16 protein-coding genes and 1 pseudogene are annotated in these 23,214 nt (G+C 70.8%); 12 read left to right on the top strand and 5 right to left on the bottom strand.

Features of this window, described 5'->3' with window-relative positions; genetic code table 11:
• Window positions 1-143 precede the first annotated feature (143 nt).
• The gene (locus tag ACFV9M_RS19625) at window positions 144-1,514 is read right to left on the bottom strand and encodes an alpha/beta hydrolase (RefSeq protein WP_385064634.1); all 1,371 of its coding nucleotides are present in this window, start codon (window positions 1,512-1,514) and stop codon (window positions 144-146) included.
• A gap of 979 nt (window positions 1,515-2,493) precedes the next feature.
• Between ACFV9M_RS19625 and ACFV9M_RS19620 the strand changes: the two genes are divergently transcribed.
• From ACFV9M_RS19620 to ACFV9M_RS19605, 4 genes and pseudogenes are all read left to right on the top strand, one after another.
• Entirely contained in the window at window positions 2,494-4,104 is a 1,611-nt protein-coding gene (locus tag ACFV9M_RS19620) for a diaminobutyrate--2-oxoglutarate transaminase family protein (RefSeq protein WP_385064636.1), read from the top strand.
• Window positions 4,105-4,370: 266 nt separating this feature from the next.
• Window positions 4,371-6,488: an IucA/IucC family protein gene (locus ACFV9M_RS19615; RefSeq protein WP_385064638.1), complete on the top strand. Its 2,118-nt coding sequence runs from the start codon at window positions 4,371-4,373 to the stop codon at window positions 6,486-6,488.
• Between the two features lie 154 nt (window positions 6,489-6,642).
• Window positions 6,643-7,221 (top strand): annotated as a pseudogene (locus tag ACFV9M_RS19610) (GNAT family N-acetyltransferase); the annotation flags it as partial.
• A gap of 275 nt (window positions 7,222-7,496) precedes the next feature.
• Complete coding sequence (locus ACFV9M_RS19605; protein ID WP_385064641.1) at window positions 7,497-9,497, top strand: ATP-dependent DNA helicase; 2,001 nt, start codon at window positions 7,497-7,499, stop codon at window positions 9,495-9,497.
• Window positions 9,498-9,871: 374 nt separating this feature from the next.
• Here ACFV9M_RS19605 and lexA read toward each other — a convergent pair whose 3' ends face one another.
• Window positions 9,872-10,651, bottom strand: coding sequence for a transcriptional repressor LexA (gene lexA, locus ACFV9M_RS19600; RefSeq protein WP_365458901.1), 780 nt, complete (start codon window positions 10,649-10,651; stop codon window positions 9,872-9,874).
• Window positions 10,652-11,235: 584 nt separating this feature from the next.
• Here lexA and nrdR point away from each other — a divergent pair.
• Together nrdR and ACFV9M_RS19590 are read left to right on the top strand one after the other, a co-directional pair.
• Window positions 11,236-11,805 carry a transcriptional regulator NrdR gene (gene nrdR, locus ACFV9M_RS19595; protein ID WP_385064644.1) on the top strand — a complete coding sequence of 190 codons (570 nt, stop codon included), beginning with the start codon at window positions 11,236-11,238 and terminating at the stop codon, window positions 11,803-11,805.
• Between the two features lie 165 nt (window positions 11,806-11,970).
• Window positions 11,971-14,865, top strand: a complete 2,895-nt coding sequence (locus ACFV9M_RS19590) for a vitamin B12-dependent ribonucleotide reductase (protein WP_385064647.1) — start codon at window positions 11,971-11,973, stop codon at window positions 14,863-14,865.
• A gap of 101 nt (window positions 14,866-14,966) precedes the next feature.
• On the opposite strand, the gene ACFV9M_RS19585 is transcribed toward ACFV9M_RS19590, so the two are convergent.
• The gene (locus ACFV9M_RS19585) at window positions 14,967-15,500 is read right to left on the bottom strand and encodes a TerD family protein (RefSeq protein ID WP_385064651.1); all 534 of its coding nucleotides are present in this window, start codon (window positions 15,498-15,500) and stop codon (window positions 14,967-14,969) included.
• Between the two features lie 153 nt (window positions 15,501-15,653).
• Here ACFV9M_RS19585 and ACFV9M_RS19580 point away from each other — a divergent pair, with 153 nt between their 5' ends.
• The 3 genes from ACFV9M_RS19580 (at window position 15,654) to ACFV9M_RS19570 (ending at window position 17,955) form a co-directional block, all read left to right on the top strand.
• The gene (locus ACFV9M_RS19580) at window positions 15,654-16,259 is read left to right on the top strand and encodes a YdbC family protein (protein WP_385064654.1); all 606 of its coding nucleotides are present in this window, start codon (window positions 15,654-15,656) and stop codon (window positions 16,257-16,259) included.
• 118 nt (window positions 16,260-16,377) lie between these two features.
• Window positions 16,378-17,037 (top strand): histidine phosphatase family protein, encoded by a 660-nt coding sequence (locus ACFV9M_RS19575; RefSeq protein ID WP_385064657.1) that lies wholly within the window; start codon window positions 16,378-16,380, stop codon window positions 17,035-17,037.
• Between the two features lie 12 nt (window positions 17,038-17,049).
• On the top strand, window positions 17,050-17,955 hold the full coding sequence (locus ACFV9M_RS19570; RefSeq protein WP_385064659.1) for an ADP-ribosylglycohydrolase family protein: 906 nt from the start codon (window positions 17,050-17,052) through the stop codon (window positions 17,953-17,955).
• A 403-nt stretch (window positions 17,956-18,358) separates the two neighbouring features.
• Here the strand turns inward: ACFV9M_RS19570 and ACFV9M_RS19565 are convergent, their stop codons facing one another.
• Window positions 18,359-19,912, bottom strand: coding sequence for an MFS transporter (locus ACFV9M_RS19565; RefSeq protein ID WP_385064662.1), 1,554 nt, complete (start codon window positions 19,910-19,912; stop codon window positions 18,359-18,361).
• A gap of 203 nt (window positions 19,913-20,115) precedes the next feature.
• Between ACFV9M_RS19565 and ACFV9M_RS19560 the strand changes: the two genes are divergently transcribed.
• The 3 genes from ACFV9M_RS19560 to ACFV9M_RS19550 all read left to right on the top strand — a co-directional run bounded on the left by ACFV9M_RS19560 (window position 20,116) and on the right by ACFV9M_RS19550 (window position 22,241).
• Complete coding sequence (locus ACFV9M_RS19560; RefSeq protein ID WP_385064664.1) at window positions 20,116-20,739, top strand: TetR/AcrR family transcriptional regulator; 624 nt, start codon at window positions 20,116-20,118, stop codon at window positions 20,737-20,739.
• Window positions 20,740-20,832: 93 nt separating this feature from the next.
• Entirely contained in the window at window positions 20,833-21,534 is a 702-nt protein-coding gene (locus tag ACFV9M_RS19555) for a ribonuclease HII (protein ID WP_385064667.1), read from the top strand.
• A 68-nt stretch (window positions 21,535-21,602) separates the two neighbouring features.
• On the top strand, window positions 21,603-22,241 hold the full coding sequence (locus ACFV9M_RS19550; RefSeq protein WP_385064670.1) for a hypothetical protein: 639 nt from the start codon (window positions 21,603-21,605) through the stop codon (window positions 22,239-22,241).
• 328 nt (window positions 22,242-22,569) lie between these two features.
• Here the strand turns inward: ACFV9M_RS19550 and ACFV9M_RS19545 are convergent, their stop codons facing one another.
• Window positions 22,570-23,190 carry a hypothetical protein gene (locus ACFV9M_RS19545; protein ID WP_385064673.1) on the bottom strand — a complete coding sequence of 207 codons (621 nt, stop codon included), beginning with the start codon at window positions 23,188-23,190 and terminating at the stop codon, window positions 22,570-22,572.
• Window positions 23,191-23,214: the final 24 nt, after the last annotated feature.

Genomic DNA, 23,214 nt, shown 5'->3' with positions numbered 1-23,214 from the left:
TTCCGCCGGAACGGCAACGGTTCGGCTACAAGCCGCCTGACCTGCTCATCGTCCCTGTGGGCAGGGGCGGTTCCCGTTGCTGCCGACGACGGTGGGGCGAGGGTGAGGACGCGCCCCGGCGTGCCTCCACCGCCGAAATGCCGTCAGCTACCACCGCCCTGACGGTCGCGGCCGACCGTCAGGGGCGCCGGCCGGTAGGTGATGTAGGCCGCCTCGCCCAGACCGAGTGCGGTGGCCGACCGCTGGAGCGCCGCCGGGGTGGCGGCGCCGTCCCAGCGCCCGGTGGTGACGCGGTGTTCCAGGGCGCGCAGGGCGGCCACCGTCTCCGCGGCGGTGAAGGTGCAGTGCCCCTGCCGCTCGACGTACGCCTGGCGCAGCAAGGCGCCGTCACCCGCCGAGCGCACCCGGTCGCCGAACCGGCGCTCCTGCTCCACCGGGACGAGTGCGTCGGCCGTGGTGTGGACGTTCAGCAGCGGCACGGCCAGCCCCTGACCCGCCGACGAGGTGCGCTCGGCGGTGCGCACCGCGGCCGGATCCGCGGTGATGTCCGCACCGTCCGTCAGCGCCTTCAGGTCGGCGCCCAGATCCAGCCCGGCGCTCCGGTACAGGGCGCGCACCTGCGGCGCGTGCACGGAACCGGCCAGCAGGCGCGCGTAGTCGACGCCCCGGTTCCACGAGTTGTTGCCTCCGACCGACTGCTCGACCGCGTACCGCCCTCCTTCAATGAACGACAGGACACCGCTCGCGAACCACGCGTACTGCTGTTCCTCCTGGCCCGCCCAGTCGTCCGCCGCGGGCCGGTCCCGGTCGGGGGCCCAGGCCGGGAGGTTGAGGAAGGCCGCGGCCAGCGCGATGCGGGCCCGGCCCTGGGGGGTGGCCTGCGCCGCTGTCACGGCGTCGGTGAGCATACGGGCGGTGTCGGCCGCCTCGGCGGCCGAGCCGAAGCCCACCAGCTCGACCTGCTCGCCGGGCAGCAGCAGCCGCGCGAGCGTGTACTCGGCGTCGAGCTGGTAGTTGTCCAGGTCGGTACCGCCCGCCACCAGCCCGCAGAGCCCCAGCGCGCCGTCGATCCGGCCGGCGCCGTCCCGCGCGAGCTGGGCGTTGACGAGTCCTCCCATGGACTGCCCGATGGTGAGGGTGCGCTCGGGCTCCCCGATCTTCGCCGTGACCGCGTCCAGCGTGGCGAACTGATCGCGTTCCGCACTGGCCAGCGCCCACTTCGAGCCGTTGGGGTCGTAGGAGGAGCCGGCCAGCGCGTAGCCCTCGGAGAGCAGCTCCGCGCGCACGGCTTCGGACGGGGCGTTCTGCGCGACCAGCGAGCCGAAGCCGTGGCTGTACAGGACCAGCGTGCCGTTCCAGTCGGCGGGAACGTCGGCGATCCAGGTGGCATCGTCGGCCAGGGTGCCGGTGAGGCGGGCCACCGCAGTTTCCGCCTGCGCGGCCGGGGCCGACAGGAGCGATGTGATCAGGACGGTGGCCGAGGCGGCGAGGGCGAGTGCAGGACGAACACGCATGAGGCGACTCCTGTCGTGGGGGGGCGTGAGGCTTGGGCACGGGAGGTGGAGTGTGCTGCTGACCGGTGTGAGCGCCCAGGGAATGTAGGGCGATTCTTGTGCCACGGTCAATAAAATGCACGACATCGCCTCTGGGGTGAGGGTGCGAGGGGGCGAGGGTGAGGGCAAGGCCGCAAGGGCAAGGGACGGCGGGGGCGGGGGGTGTGGTGAGAGGGCGGCAGGAAGTCCTGATCGTGGTTGAGCCACGGGGCGAGGCGGCATGCCGGGTGGCGCCCTCACCACCTCGACGGCGTCACCGCACGAGTCTCGACGCAACCCGTAACCCGCTGGACGCACCGAGGTTGGTAGCCGTGGGGCCTGCCGCCTGAGTGCGGCCCCGCGTGCGGAACTTCACCGAGAGTGCGAGGGACGCCGTCTCTCCGGGGCCGACGACTCGACGCCGGTCCCCGGGGTTCCGCCACGCACCGACTCGCCTCTGCACAGCGGGAGGACAGGAGCCGTGGCCGTGACCGAGCCTGTACCGGGGGAGGCGCCCTCGAGGTGCTCCGGCGTCGACGCAGGCGTCACCGTGAGGACAGCCCCGGCCGGGGGACCCGGCGTGGCAACGTCCACGACTGCGACGTCCGCCGCGGGGGCTTCCGCCGCGGGCACTTCCGTCGCCGGGTTCTCCTGCGCTGGGATCTCCGACGACGCGACCGTCGTCGGCGGGTCCTCCGGCGCTGAGGCCCCGGCCGCCGGGGCTCCAGTTCTCGGGGCTCCGGCCGTCAGGGCTCCGGGAGGCGGGGCGTCCGCGGACGGGCTCTCCGCGGACGGGACCCCGGCCGTTGGGGCTTTTGCGGACGGGACCGCGGCCGTTGGGGCTTTTGCGGACGGGACCGCGGCCGTCGGGGCTTTTGCAGACGGGACCGCGGCCGTCGGGGCTTTTGCAGACGGGACCGCGGCTGTCGGGACTTCCATTCCCGAACCCCCCGTCGGCAGGGTGCCCGAGGCGCGGCGTGCCGTCGGTGAGGGCGCTCCCGGTGAGGGGGCGTCGGCAGGTGGGCGCCCGGCCCATGAGGGGATCCTGCGGCGGCAGTCCCTGCGTGAGTCGGCGGCGCGCACCTACGCGCGCTCCCTGCCGATCGTGCCGGTGCGGGCGCGCGGGCTGACCATCGAGGGCGCTGACGGCCGCCGCTACCTCGACTGCCTTTCGGGCGCCGGCACCCTGGCGCTCGGCCACAACCACCCCGTCGTGCTGGAGGCCATCCGCAAGGTCCTGGACTCCGGCGCACCCCTGCACGTCCTCGACCTGGCCACCCCCGTCAAGGACGCCTTCACCACCGAGCTGTTCCGCAGTCTGCCGCCCGGGCTCGCCGAACGTGCGCGCGTGCAGTTCTGCGGACCGGCCGGCACGGACGCGGTGGAGGCCGCGCTGAAGCTGGTGCGGGCCGCCACCGGCAGGACGGGAGTCCTGGCGTTCACCGGCGCCTACCACGGCATGACCGCCGGCTCCCTCGAAGCTTCCGGTGGTGCCTTCGACGTACGGGTGACGCGCCTGCCCTATCCGCAGGACTACCGCTGCCCGTTCGGTGTCGGCGGCGAGCGGGGCGCCGAACTCGCCGCCCGCTGGACGGAGTCCGTACTGGACGATCCCAAGTCCGGCGTGCGAACGCCCGCCGGGATGATCCTCGAGCCCGTCCAGGGCGAGGGCGGGGTGATTCCCGCACCGGACGCCTGGATGCGGCGCATGCGGCAGATCACGGCCGACCGGTCCGTCCCTCTGATCGCCGACGAGGTCCAGACGGGCGTCGGCCGGACCGGCGCCTTCTGGGCGGTGGAGCACAGCGGGGTCACCCCCGATGTCATGGTCCTCTCCAAGGCGATCGGCGGCAGCCTCCCCTTGGCCGTCATCGTCTACCGAGACAGCCTCGACGTCTGGGAACCCGGCGCCCACACGGGCACGTTCCGCGGCAACCAGCTCGCCATGGCCGCCGGAACGGCGACCCTCGCCTACGTCCGTGTCAACGGCCTCGCCGACCGCGCCGCCCACCTGGGCGCCCGCATGCTCGCCCAGCTCCGGCAACTCGCCGGGCACGTCCCGTGCATGGGCGACGTGCGAGGGCGGGGGCTGATGATCGGCATCGAGATGGTGGACCCCGAGGGCGCGTGTGTCCGGGCTAGCGGCCCGGCCGGAGCCGTCCCGTCCACACCGCACCCGCCGGCCGATGCGGCGAACACCGCGGCGGAAGCCGCCCGTAGCCCTCACCCCGCCGCTCCCGGCCTGGCCGTGGCCGTCCAACAGGAGTGCCTGCGGCGCGGTCTGATCGTCGAACTCGGCGGGCGCCACGGAAGTGTCGTCCGCCTGCTGCCGCCCCTGACGATCACCGACGAGCAGGCGGCCGCCGTACTCGACCGGCTGGCGGACGTCATGGACGCGGTGGCCCGTGCCCACACCGGCCGGCCGTACCAGGCCGGTCTCCCTGGCCACGCCGACCGACTCGGCCACGCCGGCCGCACGGGCCACGCCCGCCATCACCGACCCGGCCCACCGCAACAGCCGACCGGTCCACCCCCGCTGCCAGGGGCCGCAAGCGCCGAAGGCGACAGTTGACCCGGCCGACTCCCGCACAGACCTCCCGCGAAGGCCGAGCCCACCGACGGACCGCGCACCACGACGCTCCCGCAACCCGTGACGGAGCAACCACGCCGACCACCCGCGGCCACCCCCGTCACCTCGGGCCGGCCACTCCAGGCCCCTTCCGCCGAGAACCCACCTCTCGGCCTCGACGCGCACCCCGACGTCTTCCGACGAACACACGCACCCTCGCCCCTCGCTTCGTCGCCGACCGAGCCGCCCCCACCCGACGAGGAACGACCTTGACCACATCCCCCCAGTCCGCCGGTTCCGCACCCCGGACAACTGCCCCTTCCCCCGCATGCTCGACCTCCTCCGTTCCGTCATCGTTCTCCGCTCCCGCACTCTCCGTCCCCCGCCAACAGGGGGACACCGATCGCGCTCCCCACGGGCACCGCACCGAGCACGCCGAACCGCAGGGCACCGCCGACACCGCTCCCCTGGGTGCCACCGATCTCCTGACCGACCCCGATCCGTCCACGGCGGCCCAGGCGGCCGCTGTGGAGAACCTGCTGCGCTGCTGGGTCCGCGAGAGCGGCCTCACCGCCCCCGACGACGGCCTCCTGCGCATTCCGCTGTCCGCCACCGGCACCGCGCTGCTCACCCCCGTCCACCACTGGTCCCCGACCGGCTGGCACCGCTTCGGCCTCCCGCGCCTGGCGGCCGCCCCTGAGCACAGCCCACCCGTGGACGCGGTCACGGTCGCCGCCCTGCTGGCGCGCGAAGCGCTCCGAACGCGCACCGCAGACGCGGAACCTGCCGAGCGAGCCGTCGGCCGAGGGCTGCACGCCGGCTCTCACCAGGGCACACCCTCCTCCGACATCCCGGCCCCCCGTCCCACGCCGACCGCGCACGACGCCCTCGACGGCGCAGACCTGGTCGCCCGCGTCGCCGACTCCGTCCGCCGCACCGCGACGTTCATCAGCGCCCACCGGGAACGCCCGGCCGACCGGCCCGACCTGTTCCTCTCCGCCGAACAGGCGCTGACGCTCGGGCATCCCCACCACCCGACCCCCAAGAGCCGCGAAGGCCTCTCCGACGCCGAAGCGGTGTTGTACTCACCCGAGGTGGGTGGCTCCTTCCCCGTGCACTGGCTGGCCGTCGCCCCGTCCGTGATCGCCTCCGACTCCGCCTGGACCGAGCGCGGCCGCCGCATTCCCGCGGACCGGCTGACGTGCCTCCTCGCCGGTGCCGGGCTGCCGCTGCCCGACGGCCACGCGGCCCTGCCGCTGCATCCGTGGCAGATGCGCGAAGCCCGCCACCGTCCCGAGGTCGCGGCCCTGCTCGACGCCGGACTGCTCCGGGACCTCGGTGCGCACGGCCTCCCGTGGCATCCCACCTCCTCCGTCCGAACCGTCTACCGTTCCTGCGCCCCGGCGATGCTCAAGCTGTCGCTGGGGCTGCGCATCACCAACTCCCGTCGTGAGAACCTCCGCAAGGAACTCCACCGTGGTGTCGAAGTGCACCGCCTGCTGCGCACCGGCCTGTCCCGGCACTGGCAGGCGGCCCATCCGCGCTTCGACATCGTCCGCGACCCGGCCTGGCTCGGGGTCGACGGACCGGACGGCCTTCCGGTGACCGGGCTCGACGTCGTCATCCGGCACAACCCGTTCAGCCCGTCCGACGACGTCACCTGCGTCGCGGCCCTCGTCACACCCCGCCCGCACGCACAGCGGAACGCCGGACCGGAGCAGCCCTCCGCCCAAGCGGACCTGTCGGTCCAGGACCCGGCTCCCCGTCTGCCGTCCCGTCTCGCCATGCTCGTCACGTGCCTCGCCCGGAGGACGGGACGTCCGCTCGGGGCCGTGGCCACCGAGTGGTTCCTGCGCTATCTGGAACAGGTCGTCCGCCCGGTGCTGTGGCTCGACGGCGAGGCGGGCGTCGCCCTCGAAGCACACCAGCAGAACACGCTTCTTCTGCTGGATCCGGACGGCTGGCCCGGTGGAGGCCGCTACCGCGACAACCAGGGCTACTACTTCCGCACGTCCCGTCACGCGGAACTCGACGCCCGACTGCCGGGCATCGGCGAACGCAGCGACACCTTCGTCTCCGACGAGGTCACCGACGAGCGCTTCGCCTACTACCTCGGGATCAACAACGTTCTCGGGCTCATCGGCGCGTTCGGCTCCCAGCGACTCGCCGACGAGCGTGTGCTGCTCGCCGCCTTCCGCCGGTTCCTCACCGACGCGGCCCACGGCCGCGACCGGACGCGCAGTCCACTGCCCACCCGTCTGCTCGACTCACCCGTCCTGCGGTGCAAGGCCAATCTGCTGACCCGCCTCCACGGCCTCGACGAACTCGTCGGCCCGGTCGACACCCAGTCCGTGTACGTCTCCATCGCCAACCCCCTGCACTCCTGACGCACGTTCACCGCCTGACCACCGCTTCCACCGCCCCGAGGCGCCAGCCCCCTTCCTCTTTCCCTCCACCCGGCCCAGCCCCCTCCTGCCTTCAGAGAGGAGCCTCACCATGGCCCCCACAACCGTCGAGGACACGCGGACCGGGCATCCGTCCGCCGACGACCTGCTGGACCGCCTCGACGGCGAGGATCCGGTCACCACTGCGGCCGGCGCCTTCCACCTGGTGCCGGTGCGGATCGACAGGGACCTGCTCCGCATCGCCGGCTGGATGAACGACCCCGCTGTCGCCGCGTTCTGGGAATTGGCCGGCCCGGCGTCCGTGACCGAGGAACATCTGCGTCGCCAGGTGGATGGCGACGGCCACAGTGTCCCCTGCATCGGCCTGCTGGAGGGCACGCCGATGAGCTACTGGGAGATCTACCGGGCAGACCTCGATCCGGTGGCCCGTCACTATCCGGCCCTGCCTCACGACACCGGCATCCACCTCCTCATCGGCGGCGGCGCCGATCGTGGCCGCGGACTCGGTGGCGTTCTGATCAGGGCCGTCGCCGACCTCGTATTCGGCGGCAGACCCGCCTGCGCACGCGTCATCGCTGAACCCGACCTTCGCAACATCGCTTCCGTAGCCGCCTTCCTCAACGCCGGCTTCCGGCTCTCCGCCGAGGTCGACCTGCCCGCAAAGCGAGCGGCCCTCATGCTCCGAGACCGGAACCCACCACCTTTCCTGTCGTGACTCTTCGCAATCGAGTCGTCACACATGGAACGGACCGGCCTGCGGGCCGGTTCCCCGCCGTCCGAACTTTTTTCCGCACCCGCCCCCTTTCGATCTCTCCAGCCCATCGGCTCCTTGGATCCCGTCACCCTCCATCGGCCCCTTTGGTCCCTTCCGTCCGCCCGGCCCACCACCGACCCGAGAAGCGTCCGAACCGTGATCACGTCTCCGTTCTCGCCACCGTCCACCTGCAAGGCCACCCGTTTGTCAGTGCCGGGCCGTAGGGTGGTCGCGCTATGACGAAGCCCTCACTCCCCGAACTCCTCCATGCCGCCGTCGCCGCAGTCGGCGGTACGGAGCGCCCCGGCCAGGTGGCCATGGCCGAAGCCGTCGCAGAGGCCATCGACGACGGCTCCCATCTGCTGGTCCAAGCCGGCACCGGCACCGGTAAGTCGCTGGGGTACCTCGTGCCCGCGCTCGCCCACGGCGAGAGAGTCGTCGTGGCGACCGCCACCCTGGCCCTCCAGCGTCAGCTCGTGGAGCGCGACCTGCCGCGCACGGTCGACGCGCTGCATCCGCTGCTGCGCCGCCGCCCGGAGTTCGCCATGCTCAAGGGCCGTTCGAACTACCTCTGCCTGCACCGTCTGCACGAAGGCATGCCGCAGGACGAGGAAGAGGGCCTCTTCGACCAGTTCGAGGCAGCCGCACCCACCAGCAAGCTCGGACAGGACCTGCTGCGGCTGCGCGACTGGGCCGACGAGACGGAGGACGGTGACCGCGACGACCTGACCCCCGGCGTGTCCGACCGCGCCTGGAGTCAGGTGTCGGTCTCCTCCCGGGAGTGCCTGGGCGCCTCGAAGTGCGCGTACGGCGCGGAGTGCTTCGCGGAGATGGCCCGCGAGCGCGCCAAGCTGTCCGAGGTCGTCGTCACCAACCACGCCCTCCTCGCCATCGACGCCATCGAGGGCGCCCCGGTCCTCCCGCAGCACGAGGTACTCATCGTCGACGAGGCGCATGAACTGGTCTCGCGGGTCACCGGAGTCGCCACCGGCGAGCTCACCCCCGGCCAGGTCAACCGCGCGGTACGCCGCGCGGCGAAGCTGGTCAACGAGAAGGCCGCCGACCAGCTCCAGACCGCCGCCGAGGGCTTCGAACGGCTGATGGAGCTGGCACTGCCCGGCCGCCTGGAGGAGATCCCCGAAGACCTCGGATACGCCCTCATGGCGCTGCGCGACGCCGCACGCACCGTCATCTCCGCGATCGGCGCGACCCGCGACAAGTCCGTCCAGGACGAGGACGCGATCCGCAAGCAGGCACTCGCCTCCGTGGAGACGGTGCACGACGTGGCGGAGCGCATCGTGAACGGCTCCGAGTACGACGTCGTCTGGTACGAACGCCACGACCGCTTCGGCGCCTCCCTGCGTGTCGCCCCCCTCAACGTGTCCGGTCTGCTGAGGGAGAAGCTCTTCACGGACCGCTCCGTGGTACTGGCCTCGGCGACCCTGAAACTGGGCGGTGACTTCAACGGCGTGGGTGCCTCACTGGGTCTCGCCCCGGAGGGCACCCAGGGCGAGGACGTCCCCCAGTGGAAGGGCATCGACGTCGGCTCGCCCTTCGACTATCGCAAACAGGGCATTCTGTACGTCGCCAAGCATCTGTCCCGCCCCGCGCGCGACGGTGACCGGGCGGACATGCTGGACGAGCTGACGGAACTGATCCAGGCGGCCGGCGGCCGCACCCTCGGCCTCTTCTCCTCCATGCGGGCCGCCCAGCTCGCCGCCGAGGAGCTGCGCACACGCATCCCCGAGTTCCCGGTCCTGCTGCAAGGTGAGGAAACCCTCGGTGAGTTGATCAAGAACTTCGCCGCGGACCCGATGACCTGCCTCTTCGGCACGCTGTCGCTCTGGCAGGGCGTCGACGTACCAGGACCGAGCTGTCAGCTGGTGGTCATGGACAAGATTCCGTTCCCGCGCCCGGACGATCCGCTGATGAGTGCCCGCCAGAAGGCGGCGGAGGACGCGGGCGGCAACGGCTTCATGGCAGTCGCCGCCACACACGCCGCGTTGCTGATGGCGCAGGGCGCGGGCCGGCTCGTGCGCGCGTCGGGCGACCGCGGTGTCGTCGCCGTACTGGACCAGCGCCTCGCGACAGCCCGCTACGGCAGCTACCTGAAGGCGTCCATGCCGGACTTCTGGTACACCACGGACCGCAACCAGGTCCGGAAGTCGCTGGCGGCGATCGACGCGGTGGCCAGGAAGGCGGAAGCAGAAGCGGAGGCAGCGACGGCGGCGCGGTGAGGGAGGGTCTGTCCCCGGCTGCGAGGGCAGACCTACCCGCAGTGGCGGAGGGGGACCGTGCAGGGGCCGATCGGACGGGCCGGATCCAGATCGGTCGGGCGGGTCGGGCCAGGCCGGCCGGGCAAGCCGCATGGGGTCGATCAGGCATGCCGGACGTAGGCCGGTCGGGCAAGCCCTGTCCAGGTGGGACGCGCCGGTGCGGGCAGGCCGGGGGCTGGTCGGACGGACCCGGGACGGACTGGGGCAGCCCTGGCAGGGGCCGGTGAGTCATGGCCTCCGGCCGGGCCGGGCGCAGCACAGGGCCCCGGAACCGGCGCAGGGATCCCGGGGCCCAGTCAGGGGGGCGGGTCGAGAAGGCCCGTCCGCCGCCGGTGTCAGACCCGGCGCAGAACGGCCACCACCTTGCCGAGGATGGTCGCGTCGTCGCCGGGGATCGGCTCGTACGCCGCGTTGTGCGGGAGCAGCCACACATGGCCGTCCTCGCGCTTGAAACGCTTGACGGTGGCCTCGCCGTCGAGCATCGCGGCCACGATGTCGCCGTTCTCCGCGACCGGCTGGCGGCGGACGGTCACCCAGTCGCCGTCACAGATCGCGGCCTCGATCATCGAGTCGCCCACGACCTTCAGCACGAACAGCTCACCGTCACCGACCAGCTGCCGGGGCAGCGGGAACACGTCCTCGACCGACTCCTCGGCGAGGATGGGGCCACCGGCGGCGATCCGGCCGACCAGCGGGACGTACGACGCGGCGGGCTTTCCGGCGGTGTCCGTGGGCTGCACGGCGGCCGCCTGGTCGGAGCCCCGTACCTCGTACGCGCGCGGGCGGTGCGGGTCCCGGCGGAGGAAGCCCTTCCGCTCCAGCGCCATCAGCTGATGCGCGACCGAGGAGGTGCTGGACAGGCCGACCGCCTGGCCGATCTCCCGCATGGACGGCGGGTAACCGCGCCGCTGCACGGAGTCCCGAATGACCTCGATCACCCGCCGCTGCCGATCCGTGAGCCCCGAGCTGTCCGCTCGGATGCCTGGAGGTCGGCCCGGCAGGGAGCGCTTGTGCCCCTCGGGATTCGTGGCTTCGTTCATCGCATGCACCGGCTCGAGTCGGCCCTGGGAGCGGTCCTGGGCGGTGATGGTGGCACTGTCTGCGGTGGTGGTCACGTCGGCCCCTCTCGATGGTCTCCCTGCTGGACAACGGTAGTTGCTTTCGAAAGGTTGCGCCAAACACACGTTCGAGTGAAAAAGCGTGTATTGCCTGACTTGATCATGTGTCTGGGTGTATGGCTAACGCGCTGGCCGGCGGACGGGGGAGCTCACTGTTGTACTCTTCCCCGCCGGGGCCGATGGCCTTGCGGGGTGTCGCCCCAGTCTGCCATCCGCCCTCCCCTCGTCCGGGAACCGGGCCCGGCTCTGCGCGAGAGTCCTACCGGTCCTCCTTGTGGTGCTCACCGTATCCCCGTGTGTCCGGCGTCGCGGCGCCTGTGCACGCGCGCGTCAGCGCCGCTTCCGTGTGCCCGGTGTGACCTTGGGACAGCGGTGCGTGAGGGTCGTGGGTGCGACACGCGAAACAGCCTGGGCGAATGAGCCAAGCCCCATATCTAGTGGTTGGATGGCGGCAGCGGCCCACAAGTTGTGGTCCCCCGGGTCATCGCATGCTCATGGATCGCCTATGCTTGGGGCTGCTTCGAGGGGCCCGTGAGGCCCCGTGAGGCGCATGAGTCTGCTGTGAGGAGGGTTGGGAATCCATGCACTGCCCCTTCTGCAGGCACCCCGACAGCCGCGTCGTCGACAGTCGTACGACCGACGACGGCACGTCGATCCGCAGGCGCCGCCAGTGTCCTGACTGCTCCCGTCGCTTCACGACCGTGGAGACGTGCTCGCTCATGGTGGTGAAGCGGTCCGGGGTCACCGAGCCCTTCAGCCGCACCAAGGTGATCAACGGTGTACGCAAGGCATGTCAGGGCCGGCCCGTCACCGAGGACGCCCTCGCCCAGCTCGGCCAGCGGGTCGAGGAGGCGGTGCGCGCCACCGGAAGCGCCGAGCTGACCACCCACGACGTGGGGCTGGCCATACTCGGACCGTTGCAGGAGCTCGACCTCGTCGCCTATCTGCGGTTCGCCTCCGTCTACCGGGCGTTCGACTCGCTCGAGGACTTCGAGGCCGCGATCGCGGAACTCAGGGAGCAGACGGGGCACCCCGCCGCGGACGACGACGACCGCGAGGACGCCGAAGGCGCTGTCGCGGGAGGCCGAGAAGACGACGGCGGGCGTGGAGGGACCGTACAGGTCCCCGAGCCCGCCCACGCCGCCGACTGACCGGCGGGCCGGAACGGGGCCAGGGCCCCCGGATCCGGCCGGGCGGCGGCGAAGAAGACTTGCTGCGGGCGCAAAGCGTGTGGGTTGCCCGCAGTACCAGACACAACACCGTGCCACGGAACATCGTGGCATTTCAGGGCGTTTTTGCCTGTACAGGGAGGCGGCATGACAGAGACGGCGAGCGGTCCGGCGCGAGGTTCCCGAGCGAAGGGCACCAAGGCCACCAAGGGGCTGCGTATCGAGCGCATCCACACCACTCCCGGCGTGCACCCGTACGACGAGGTGGCCTGGGAGCGCCGTGACGTCGTCATGACCAACTGGCGCGACGGCTCGGTCAATTTCGAGCAGCGTGGCGTCGAGTTCCCCGACTTCTGGTCGGTGAACGCGGTCAACATCGTCACCAGCAAGTACTTCCGGGGCGCCGTGGGCACCCCGCAGCGCGAGGTCAGCCTCAAGCAGCTGATCGACCGCATCGTGAAGACCTACCGGAAGGCCGGAGAGGACCACCACTACTTCGCCTCGCCCGCCGACGCCGAGATCTTCGAGCACGAGCTCGCCTACGCCCTCCTGCACCAGATCTTCAGCTTCAACAGCCCCGTCTGGTTCAACGTCGGCACCCCGCAGCCCCAGCAGGTCTCCGCCTGCTTCATCCTGTCCGTCGACGACTCCATGGAGTCGATCCTCGACTGGTACAAGGAAGAGGGCATGATCTTCAAGGGCGGCTCCGGTGCCGGCCTGAACCTCTCCCGCATCCGTTCCTCCAAGGAACTGCTCTCCTCCGGCGGCAACGCCTCCGGCCCGGTCTCCTTCATGCGCGGCGCCGACGCCTCCGCCGGCACCATCAAGTCCGGCGGTGCCACCCGCCGCGCCGCCAAGATGGTCGTCCTCGACGTGGACCACCCCGACATCGAGGACTTCATCGAGACCAAGGTCAAGGAGGAGGAGAAGATCCGCGTCCTGCGCGACGCGGGCTTCGACATGGACCTGGGCGGCGACGACATCACGTCCGTCCAGTACCAGAACGCCAACAACTCGGTCCGCGTGAACGACGAGTTCATGAAGGCCGTCGAGCAGGGCGGCAACTTCGGCCTGCGCGCGCGGATGACCGGTGACGTGATCGAGGAGGTCGACGCCAAGTCCCTCTTCCGCAAGATCGCCGAAGCCGCCTGGGCCTGCGCCGACCCCGGCATCCAGTACGACGACACCATCAACAACTGGCACACCTGCCCCGAGTCCGGCCGGATCACCGCGTCGAACCCGTGCAGCGAGTACATGCACCTGGACAACACGTCCTGCAACCTCGCCTCGCTGAACCTGATGAAGTTCCTGAAGGACGACAGCAAGGGCAACCAGTCCTTCGAGACCGAGCGCTTCCAGAAGGTCGTCGAGCTCGTCATCACCGCGATGGACATCTCCATCTGCTTCGCGGACTTCCCGACCCAGAAGATCGGCGAGAACACCCGCGCGTTCCGCCAGCTCGGCATCGGCTACGCCAACCTCGGCGCCCTGCTCATGGCCACGGGCCACGCGTACGACTCCGACGGCGGCCGCGCCCTGGCCGGCGCCATCACCTCCCTGATGACGGGCACGGCCTACCGCCGCTCCGCCGAGCTGGCCGCGGTCGTCGGCCCGTACGACGGCTACGCCCGCAACGCCGACGCCCACAACCGCGTCATGAAGCAGCACTCCGACGCCAACGGCACGGCCGGGCGCATGGACGACCTGGACACCCCGGTCTGGGCCGCCGCCACCGAGGCCTGGCAAGACGTGCTGCGTCTCGGCGAGAAGAACGGTTTCCGTAACTCCCAGGCGTCCGTGCTCGCCCCGACCGGCACCATCGGCCTGGCGATGTCCTGCGACACCACCGGCGTCGAGCCCGACCTCGCCCTGGTCAAGTTCAAGAAGCTGGTCGGCGGCGGCTCGATGCAGATCGTCAACGGCACCGTCCCGCAGGCCCTGCGCCGCCTGGGCTACCAGGAGGAGCAGATCGAGGCGATCGTCGCCCACATCGCCGAGAACGGCAACGTGATCGACGCGCCCGGCCTCAAGCAGGAGCACTACGAGGTGTTCGACTGCGCCATGGGCGAGCGCGCCATCTCCCCGATGGGCCACGTCCGCATGATGGCCGCGATCCAGCCGTGGATCTCCGGTGCCATCTCCAAGACGGTCAACATGCCGGAGACGGCGACCGTCGAGGAGGTCGAGGAGATCTACTACGAGGCCTGGAAGCTGGGCGTCAAGGCGCTCGCGATCTACCGCGACAACTGCAAGGTCGGCCAGCCGCTCTCCGCGAAGACCAAGGAGAAGGAGAAGGCCGAGGTCACGGAGAAGGCCGAGGAGACGATCCGTACCGCGGTCGAGAAGGTCGTCGAGTACCGCCCGGTCCGCAAGCGCCTCCCCAAGGGCCGCCCCGGCATCACGACCTCCTTCACGGTCGGCGGCGCCGAGGGCTACATGACCGCCAACTCCTACCCGGACGACGGTCTCGGCGAGGTATTCCTGAAGATGTCGAAGCAGGGCTCCACGCTCGCGGGCATGATGGACGCCTTCTCCATCGCGGTCTCCGTCGGCCTTCAGTACGGAGTGCCGCTGGAGACGTACGTCTCGAAGTTCACCAACATGCGCTTCGAGCCGGCCGGTATGACGGACGACCCGGACGTGCGGATGGCCCAGTCGATCGTCGACTACATCTTCCGCCGCCTGGCGCTCGACTTCCTGCCCTTCGAGACGCGGTCCGCGCTCGGCATCCACTCCGCCGAGGAGCGCCAGCGGCACCTGGAGACCGGCTCCTACGAGCCGGCCGAGGAGGACGTCGACGTCGAGGGTCTGGCCCAGTCGGCTCCGCGCCAGACGGACCTGAAGGCCGTGGCCACGCCGAAGGCGGAGGTCGAGGCGGCCGCGCCCGCCCCGAAGCAGGCCCACACCAGCGCCGAGCTGGTGGAGATGCAGCTGGGCATCCAGGCCGACGCCCCGCTGTGCTTCTCCTGCGGCACGAAGATGCAGCGGGCCGGTTCCTGCTACATCTGCGAGGGCTGCGGCTCGACCAGCGGCTGCAGCTGATCCGGGCGCCCTTCGTGGCGTGACCTACTGACCAGGGCGGTGGAGCCGGTTACCCGGCGCCACCGCCCTGGTGCGTACGTGCCCGGTTCCCGCGGCGCAGATCAGTTCCGGCGCAGTTGGCCCATGATCTGCGTGAACGTCGCCGGGTCGTCCTCGAAACCGCGGACACCGGAGTCGAACGCCCATCCGTCGGCCGAGACACGCCTGAACTCCGCGACCGTCGCCGCCGTCGCGCCGAGGACGCCGCCGAAGTCGTCCACGGCCAGGTCGGTGTATCCCTCACGGATACGGACGGCGGGATTGAGCACACTGACGAAGGTCCGGTGGGCGGGCTGTTGCTGGATGACGACACCGACCACCACGCGCGCGTACCGGGCATCCAGCCGGTTCAGCTCCACCACCATGATCTCGTCCCAGCCGAAGCCCTTGCCGTCCTTGCTGTCCCGGTTGAGATGGACGGTGCCGTCCGGGGAGCGGCTGTCGAAGTGCACCACGTAGGCGGGGGCGCCCTGCGGATCGTCCGACAGGTAGGTCGCGGCCACCAGGTCCAGATCGGTGGGCGGTTGTCCCGCCGGACTGGGGTCCCACTTCAGCGCTATCTCGACCTTGCCGATCCCCTTGTTGAGGCCGTTCACCGGACTGCCCTCCCCGTTCCCCGTCTGCCGTCGCCCCGAACTGCCGGATCGTCAGGGCCGGTTGCCCATCCTGCCACGCGCGTGTGCACCCGCGCAGGACTGCTCGGTGCCCGAGGACACCGGCGCCACGCCCGGTGGCCGTACGATGGCGCGGTGCTGGTCAAGTGGATTCGCTGCACCGTGGTGGACCGCCGCGGTTTCGAGCGGGGGCAGCGGAAGTGGGCGGGGCTTCTGGGGGAGCCGGGATTTCGGGGACAGGGCGGGGGCTGGAGCAGGGCACGGCCCTCCGTCGCGCATGTCTTCGCCTTCTGGGAGAGCCGTGCCTTCTACGACTCCTTCATGGCGCGCTCCCACGACCGGCTCGCGGCCGCCCAGGCGGGCACCTTCAAGGATGCCCAGGTCCGACTGTTCGACTACCGCTTCGACGTGAAGACGGGCTTCGAACCGCGCTTCACCGATTCCGACCTGCTGCGGGTCGCCCTGTGCCGGGTGCGCGAGGAGCGCGCCGAGCACTTCACGCTCATGCAGGAGAAGGTGTGGAACCCCGCCATGGCCGGATCCCCGGGGATGATCCGTGGCCTGTTCGCGGAGGCTCCGGGCCACGAGTTCCTGGTGCTGTCGATGTGGCGCTCGGAGGCCGAGCACGGCAAGTACCGCACCGAGCGTGTCGAGCGGCTCGCACTGCGCGCCCAGATCGAGGCGGACATCTCCTCCCTCACCGGTGACATCGTGCAACTCGAACCGACCTGGACGGTGTGAGCCCGGACTCGCGGTCTGTGCGTTCCAGCGGGCGTTCCTGCGGGGGATCCGTGTGACGTACGCCGTACAGGAGCCGTTCGATTGCCCGATCGGCCGCCACCCGATCTAGTGTTTCGGCATGGCACGACCACGGCGCATCGTCCTTGTCCGGCACGGGGAGTCAACGGGCAATGTTGATGACACCGTGTACGAGCGTGAACCGGACCACGCACTGGCTCTGACCGAGCGGGGCTGCCGACAGGCGGAGGAGACGGGAAAGACCCTCCGGGAACTGTTCGGCTCCGAGCGGGTCAGCGTCTACGTCTCGCCCTACCGGCGGACACACGAAACCCTCCGCGCGTTCCATCTCGACCCCGACCTGATACGGGTGCGCGAGGAGCCCCGGCTGCGTGAGCAGGACTGGGGCAACTGGCAGGACCGCGACGACGTCCGCCTGCAGAAGGCCTATCGGGACGCCTACGGGCACTTCTTCTACCGCTTCGCCCAGGGGGAGAGCGGCGCCGACGTCTACGACCGGGTCGGCGGCTTCCTGGAGAGCCTCTTCCGCAGCTTCGAGGCCCCGGACCACCCGCCGAACGTCCTCATCGTGACCCATGGCCTCGCCATGCGCCTGTTCTGCATGCGCTGGTTCCACTGGACGGTCGCCGAGTTCGAGTCGCTGTCGAACCCGGGGAACGCCGAGATGCGCGTGCTCGTTCTCGGAGACGACGGCAGGTACGTCCTTGACCGGCCGTTCGACCGGTGGCGAGACCCGGAGCCGTACGGGATCAGCGGATAGAGTGGCAGGAAGATGACGGCTGACTCCTCTCCCGAAGGGCGCCTGGAGCGTGCCCTTGCCGGCCTGCGCGGACTCGCGGTGGGAGACGCGCTGGGCTCACAGTTCTTCGTGCCGGCGAACTACCCGCTGCTGAAGCGCCGCGAGCTGCCGTCGGGTCCCTGGCAGTGGACGGACGACACGGAGATGGCCTGCTCCGTCGTCGCAGTCCTGGCCGCCCACCACCGCATCGACCAGGACGCCCTGGCCCACTCCTTCGCGGAGCACCACGACTTCGACCGCGGCTACGGCCCGGCGGTCAACCGGCTGCTGAGGCTGGTCCGGGAGGGCGGCGACTGGCGCGAACTGTCGGCCGCACTGTTCGACGGGCAGGGGTCCTGGGGCAACGGCGCCGCCATGCGCATCGCCCCCCTGGGCGCCTGGTACGCCGACGACCCCGAGCAGGCGACCCACCAGGCGGAGATCTCCGCCTATCCCACGCACCAGCACCGGGAGGCCGTGGTCGGGGCCATGGCAGTCGCCGCGGCCGCCGCGCTGGCCGGCTCGCCCGACGGGCCGCCCAGCCCCGAGACACTCCTGGACGGCGTCATCGCCCTCGTCCCGAAGAGCGCCGTCGGGGCCGGCCTGCGCCGGGCCCGGGACATGCTCGACTACGGCGACTCCACCACCGTCGCAGCCGTGCTGGGGTGCGGACGGCGTACGACGGCGCATGACACCGTGCCCTTCGCCCTCTGGTCCGCCGCTCGCTCGCTGGGCGACTTCGAGGGGGCGTTCTGGACGACGGCCCAGGTCGGTGGGGATGTGGACACGACCTGCGCCATTGTGGGCGGCGTGCTGGCATCGGGGAAGGCCGGGGCACCTCCGAGGTCCTGGGCGGAGCAGGTCGAGGCGTTCCCGGCATGGGTGCCGACGGCTGCGTGAAGGCTTGCTGAGGCGCCGCCGGACCTTTCGGTAGAAACTCTCTGTGCCTGACGGGAACTCAGCGTGACCGCGCGTGCGTTCCTCGGGTGTTCGCTCTGCGAGGTCTGTGCGCAGAAGCGGGCGTCCAAAGGCGTGCAGACAGTTGGAGCGTCGGGGGTGGGGCATGGGGTTCGTGCTGGTGGTGGTGCCGATTGCGCTGGTTGCGATCGGGCTCTGGTCGGTGGGATTGGCGTGGTCGGTGGGGTCGGAGAGGGCCCGGGGGTTGTCATGCTTGACGGGGCGAGGCGCGGTTCCGCCGACCGTTGGGGTAGGTGGAGCGACCGGCCCCGAACGCGTGCGCACGACGCTCGTCCTGACGTGCGTCGGCGACGGCCCGCGGCCGGCCCGTGAGCCCTGTGTGTCGTCAGCCGGCCATGGGTCCCGCCGTGCCGGACAGGGCCTCCAGGTCGCTCTTGCGGACCCGGATCACCAGCCAGGCCGTCACCAGGGCGAGTGCGGCCATCGCGGCGGCCGGTACGAAGGCCGTCGAGATGCCCTGTGCGAGGACCTCGTGTCCCCAGGGGGCGGGAAGCTGGTGCTGGGTGGCGAATTCGGCCTTCTGCTCCGCCGAACCGTGCGCGAGGAAGTCCGGCAGTTGCCGCTCCGCCTCGTCCTTGCTCGCCGAGCCGAAGACGGTCGTCAGAATGGCCAGCCCCAGCGAACCGCCCACCTGCTGCGTCGCATTGAGCAGGCCGGACGCGGCACCCGCGTCGTGCTGGGCGACACCCGACACCGCTGTGACCGTCGCCGTCACGAAGTTCAACCCCATGCCGAACCCAAAGGTCACCATCGGTCCGAGCACTCCGCCCGTGTACGAGCTGTCGGGGCTGATGAACGTCTGCCAGGTGAGGCCGATCACCACGAGGGCGGAGCCACCGAGCATGAACGGCTTGGGCCCCAGGACGGGCAGGAACCGCTGCGACAGGCCCGCGCCGACGGCTATCGCGAGCGTCACCGGGAGGAAGGCGAGCCCTGCCTTGATCGGGCTGTAGCCCAGCACGTTCTGCACGAAGAGGACGATGTAGAAGAACATGCCGAACATAGCCGCGGCGAGGCTCAGCATGATCACGTACGTGCCGGAGCGGTTGCGGTCGGCGAACATCCTCAGCGGCGTGATCGGATCCGTCGCCCGCATCTCCGTGAAGACGAAGGCGACCAGCAGGACCAGGGCGAGACCGAAGGCCCCGAGGGTCAGGTTGTCGTCCCACCCTTCCTCCGCCGCGCGGATGAAGGCATAGACCAGGGAGGCCATGCCAACCGTCGAGGTCAGCGCGCCCGCGATGTCGAAGCGGCCGGGGTGACGTTCGGACTCGCTGATGTACAGCGGGGTGAGTACGGCGATGAGGACGCCGATCGGCACGTTGACGAACAGCACCCAGCGCCAGTCGAGCCACTCGGTGAGCATGCCGCCGGCGAGCAGCCCGATGGCGCCGCCGCCCGCGGACACGGCGGCGAAGACGCCGAAGGCCCGGTTCCGTTCGGGGCCCTCCGGGAAAGTGGTGGTGATGAGCGCCAGCGAGGTGGGCGAGGCGATGGCACCGCCGATGCCCTGCAGGGCGCGGGCGGCCAGCAACTGCCAGGGTTCCTGGGCCACCCCTCCCAGGAGCGAGGCGAACGTGAAGAGCAGGATGCCGGTCAGGAAGACCCGGCGGCGGCCGAGGATGTCACCGGCTCGGGCGCCGAGCAGCAGCAGGCCGCCGAAGGTGAGCGTGTACGCGCTGACCACCCAGGTGAGGTCGGTGGTGCTGAAACTGAGCGCGTCTTGAATGTGCGGGAGCGCGATGTTCACAATCGTCGCGTCGAGTACCACCATGAGTTGGCACGCGGCGATGACGGTGAGCGCGATGCCCGGGTGTCCCTGCCGGCGGGCCGCACCCGCACTTGGCTTCTGGTCATCGATTAACTGAGAGGTCGTCATTATGGGTCCCCCACAAAGGCATTAGTGAACGCTGGCGTTCACTGTCACGCCAACGGTAGTGAGTCCCCAGTAGTGAACGCAAGCGTTCACTTGAGGGGTGGTCTCCCGGCCTGCCCCTCGTCACTGCCGTATGGCGCCGCCCTCCCCGCGATCCCCTTCCGTCCCCTCTCCCCTTCCTCCCTCTGCTCGCTGGAGACACTCAGATGGTTACTTCGCGCTGGACCGCCGCCCCCGCTCAGGCGGCCTCCTCGCGCCGGCGCGGCGCCGTACTCGAACGTGCGATCCTCGATGCCGCCCTGGAGCAACTGGGCACCGTCGGCTGGAACGGCCTCACGATGGAGGGGGTCGCGTCCGGGGCGCAGACCGGCAAGGCGGCCGTGTACCGCCGGTGGCCCTCCAGGGAGGACCTGGTCGCGGACGCTCTGCGTGCCGGGCTGCCCCGGCTGGATGCCGTACCCGACCTGGGGGGTGTGCGCGAGGATCTGATCGCGCTGTGCCGGGCGGCGCGTGACGCGATGCTGTCCAGACCGGGTCTGGCGGTGCGGTCGATCATTCACGAATGCGATCCATCGCAGGTGGAACGCTTCCATGCGCTGATCGTGGAAGGAGTGGTGGAGCCGACGGTCAAGGCCTTGCGCGAGATTCTCAGCCGCGGAATCAAACGGGGTGAGGTGCGGCCCGGAGCGGTGAACGGTTATGTCCTGGACGCCATGCCGGCCATGATGATGTACCGATCAAAGATGTGCACCAGTGAATGGAATGATCGGGATCTGGAGGAGATGGTCGACCAGTTCATGCTGCCGCTCCTGCGACCCGACGCGGGGTGAGGGGGGTCCGGGCGCCGTCGCCGCGGGCGGGGGAGTCGCACAGGGAAACCTGGGTGTCGCGAGGGGATCCGGGCGGCGTACCCTAAGGGCGCCATGCCGTACGAACCGCCTACTCATACCGTCGAGCGCTCCCTTCGCGCCACGACCGGAGCGAAGGTCATTGCCGGGGTCGACGAGGTGGGCCGAGGTGCCTGGGCCGGTCCCGTCACCGTCTGCGCGGCGGTCACCGGACTGCGCCGGCCCCCCTTGGGGCTCACCGACTCCAAGCTCCTCTCCGTCAAGCGCCGCACCGCGCTCGCCGCGGAACTGGAGAAATGGGTGACCTCGTACGCCCTGGGTCACGCCTCCCACGAGGAGATCGACGACCTGGGGATGACGGCCGCGCTCCGGCTCGCCGCCGTACGCGCCCTGGACGCCCTTCCGGTCCGCCCTGATGCGGTGATCCTCGATGGGAAGCACGACTACCTCGGTGCCCCCTGGAAGGTGCGCACGGTGATCAAGGGCGACCGGTCGTGTGTGGCGGTCGCGGCGGCTTCGGTGATCGCCAAGGTTCAGCGCGACAAAATGATGGCCGAACTGGGTATCGACCATGCAGACTTCGGATTCGCGGACAACGCCGGGTATCCGTCGCCCGTGCACAAGGCCGCACTGGAGGAGCGGGGCCCCACCCCGTACCACCGGTTGTCGTGGGCGTATCTTGATGCGCTGCCCCAGTGGCGGCATCTCAAGAGGGCCCGTAGCTGGGCGGACGGAAGCGTTCCGGAGATCGAGGGTCAGCTCGGCTTCGACTTCTGACGATTCTGCTCGCACGTATGTGCCACCCGCTGGCGCGAGCCGCACCAACGTTTGATAAATAACAGCTCATGCCTCTCATTCCCGAGGAGCCTCAGATTCACGAGAGTGCCCAGGGTCCCCGCGCCACTCCGGCCAGCGGCCGCACCGCGCCGACCCCTCGACCCGTACCCGGTCCCCGTCCCGCGGCTCCGTCGCGTCCCGGTCGTCCCGGACCCCAGCGGCCCACGCCGCCGGTGCAACGCGCACCGCGTGACGTCGCCGCCAAGCCCGGGCCCCCGGCCCCGGCTGCCCCTGTCCCCTCCGCGGCCGCCTCCGCGGCTCCCCAGCTCCAGTTGATCCCGGCCTCGGCCGAGGGTGCGCTGGATGCGGCCGAGGAGGCCGTGGACCTGCTCCTGGACGCGGGTCGCGCCCCGGGGGAGGTGCTGGTGATCACCACCGGCGAGCAGCACCCCTGGGCCGCCCACGAACTGTCCTTCGGTGAGGCGTCCTACTGGGCTCAGCACGAGGCGGGGGACGACGTCTTCTACGCGGACGCCGCCGTCGTGGACCGGGCAGGTGTGCGTCCCGTGGTCGTGGTCGCCGTCAACGGCGGTTCCGAAACCACGGCTGCCACCGCTCTGCCGTTGGCCCACAAGCGAGCCGGCGCCCTGCTGATCGTCTGCGGCGACCCGCAGCAGATCAACGCGGTGCTGGGCGCGGGCGTCTGAGCCGGTCCCGGTCATCCGGGACGGCACCGGACCGGCGGAGGTGTCGCGGCCGCGACACCTCCACGGTAGGCCTCGCGCGCGCATGACGTGCGTCCCGGCGCACGCGCCCTGGCATACTCCCGGGACGCGCGCGCCGACGGCGCGTCGGACAGGCGTGCCGGGCGGTGCCCCCGAGGAAACCCTCGTACGTGCCGCCGCGGGCGGTGTCCGCTTCCGCGGCGGCACGTCGGGCGGTCGGCCCGAGCTCCTCACCCCTCGAAGGGGCTCGACGGGGGCTCGAAGGGACAGGCGGTGTCCGCCGCGGCTCTCCGTGTCCGGCCGAAGGCCCTCAGCGGGCGGCCGCGCGGCGCAGGACCTCAGAAGCGGCGCCGCCGGTGCGGGGCAGCGGAGGAGGGGCCTGCGACAGACCGAAGGGCTCCGGAGGCGAATCCGCGTTGGGGCGGCGGCCTCCCCGACCCTCACCCAGGACCTGCCAACCGTCGCCCGTCAGCGTGATGTACGCCCCGCAGCGCAACCCGTGCAGGGTGCAGGCGTCGCGCAGCCCCCACATCCAGGCGCCGTCCTCCTCCGTCCAGCGTGCGTCGCCGTCGCGGCAGTAGAGCAGCACGGCGGTGCGCACCGGTGTACGGCGCCGCAAGTCGTGCGGGATGACCCGGCGCAACTGTGCGAGCAGTGCGTTGCGGAACATCCAGCCGTCGGCGGACGCCTGACGCCGGGTGAAGGAGGCGCTGGCCAGCAGCCGCTCCTCGGGATCCAGCACGGCCACCACGGCGGTGGACGGTCTGGGCCGATGGCGTGCGTGCAGTCCGCTGACGACCTCCCGCGGACTGCGCAGCAGCGGAATGCCGGCCGCGGCCCACTCGGCAGGCTCGAGCAAGCGGTTGGCGGAGGCGGCGGACGTGGACGTCGACAACGATGCCGCCGAGGACGGAGCAAATCCGAGGGTCACGAGCCTCCCTTCGGCTACGGCCCA

This window comes from Streptomyces sp. NPDC059895, assembly GCF_042731035.1.
GTDB lineage: Bacteria > Actinomycetota > Actinomycetes > Streptomycetales > Streptomycetaceae > Streptomyces.
Note: the sequence above shows the minus strand (reverse complement) of the source record. Positions and strands in the feature narration are given on the sequence as shown.

What these genes read in the sequence shown, in the direction of transcription:
- ACFV9M_RS19565 (WP_385064662.1), bottom strand. Translation starts at nt 19,912, where the DNA reads ATGACGACCTCTCAGTTAATCGATGACCAGAAGCCAAGTGCGGGTGCG.
- ACFV9M_RS19625 (WP_385064634.1), bottom strand. Translation starts at nt 1,514, where the DNA reads ATGCGTGTTCGTCCTGCACTCGCCCTCGCCGCCTCGGCCACCGTCCTG.
- ACFV9M_RS19555 (WP_385064667.1), top strand. Translation starts at nt 20,833, where the DNA reads ATGCCGTACGAACCGCCTACTCATACCGTCGAGCGCTCCCTTCGCGCC.
- nrdR (WP_385064644.1), top strand. Translation starts at nt 11,236, where the DNA reads ATGCACTGCCCCTTCTGCAGGCACCCCGACAGCCGCGTCGTCGACAGT.
- ACFV9M_RS19575 (WP_385064657.1), top strand. Translation starts at nt 16,378, where the DNA reads ATGGCACGACCACGGCGCATCGTCCTTGTCCGGCACGGGGAGTCAACG.
- ACFV9M_RS19560 (WP_385064664.1), top strand. Translation starts at nt 20,116, where the DNA reads ATGGTTACTTCGCGCTGGACCGCCGCCCCCGCTCAGGCGGCCTCCTCG.
- ACFV9M_RS19590 (WP_385064647.1), top strand. Translation starts at nt 11,971, where the DNA reads ATGACAGAGACGGCGAGCGGTCCGGCGCGAGGTTCCCGAGCGAAGGGC.
- ACFV9M_RS19570 (WP_385064659.1), top strand. Translation starts at nt 17,050, where the DNA reads ATGACGGCTGACTCCTCTCCCGAAGGGCGCCTGGAGCGTGCCCTTGCC.
- ACFV9M_RS19605 (WP_385064641.1), top strand. Translation starts at nt 7,497, where the DNA reads ATGACGAAGCCCTCACTCCCCGAACTCCTCCATGCCGCCGTCGCCGCA.
- ACFV9M_RS19550 (WP_385064670.1), top strand. Translation starts at nt 21,603, where the DNA reads ATGCCTCTCATTCCCGAGGAGCCTCAGATTCACGAGAGTGCCCAGGGT.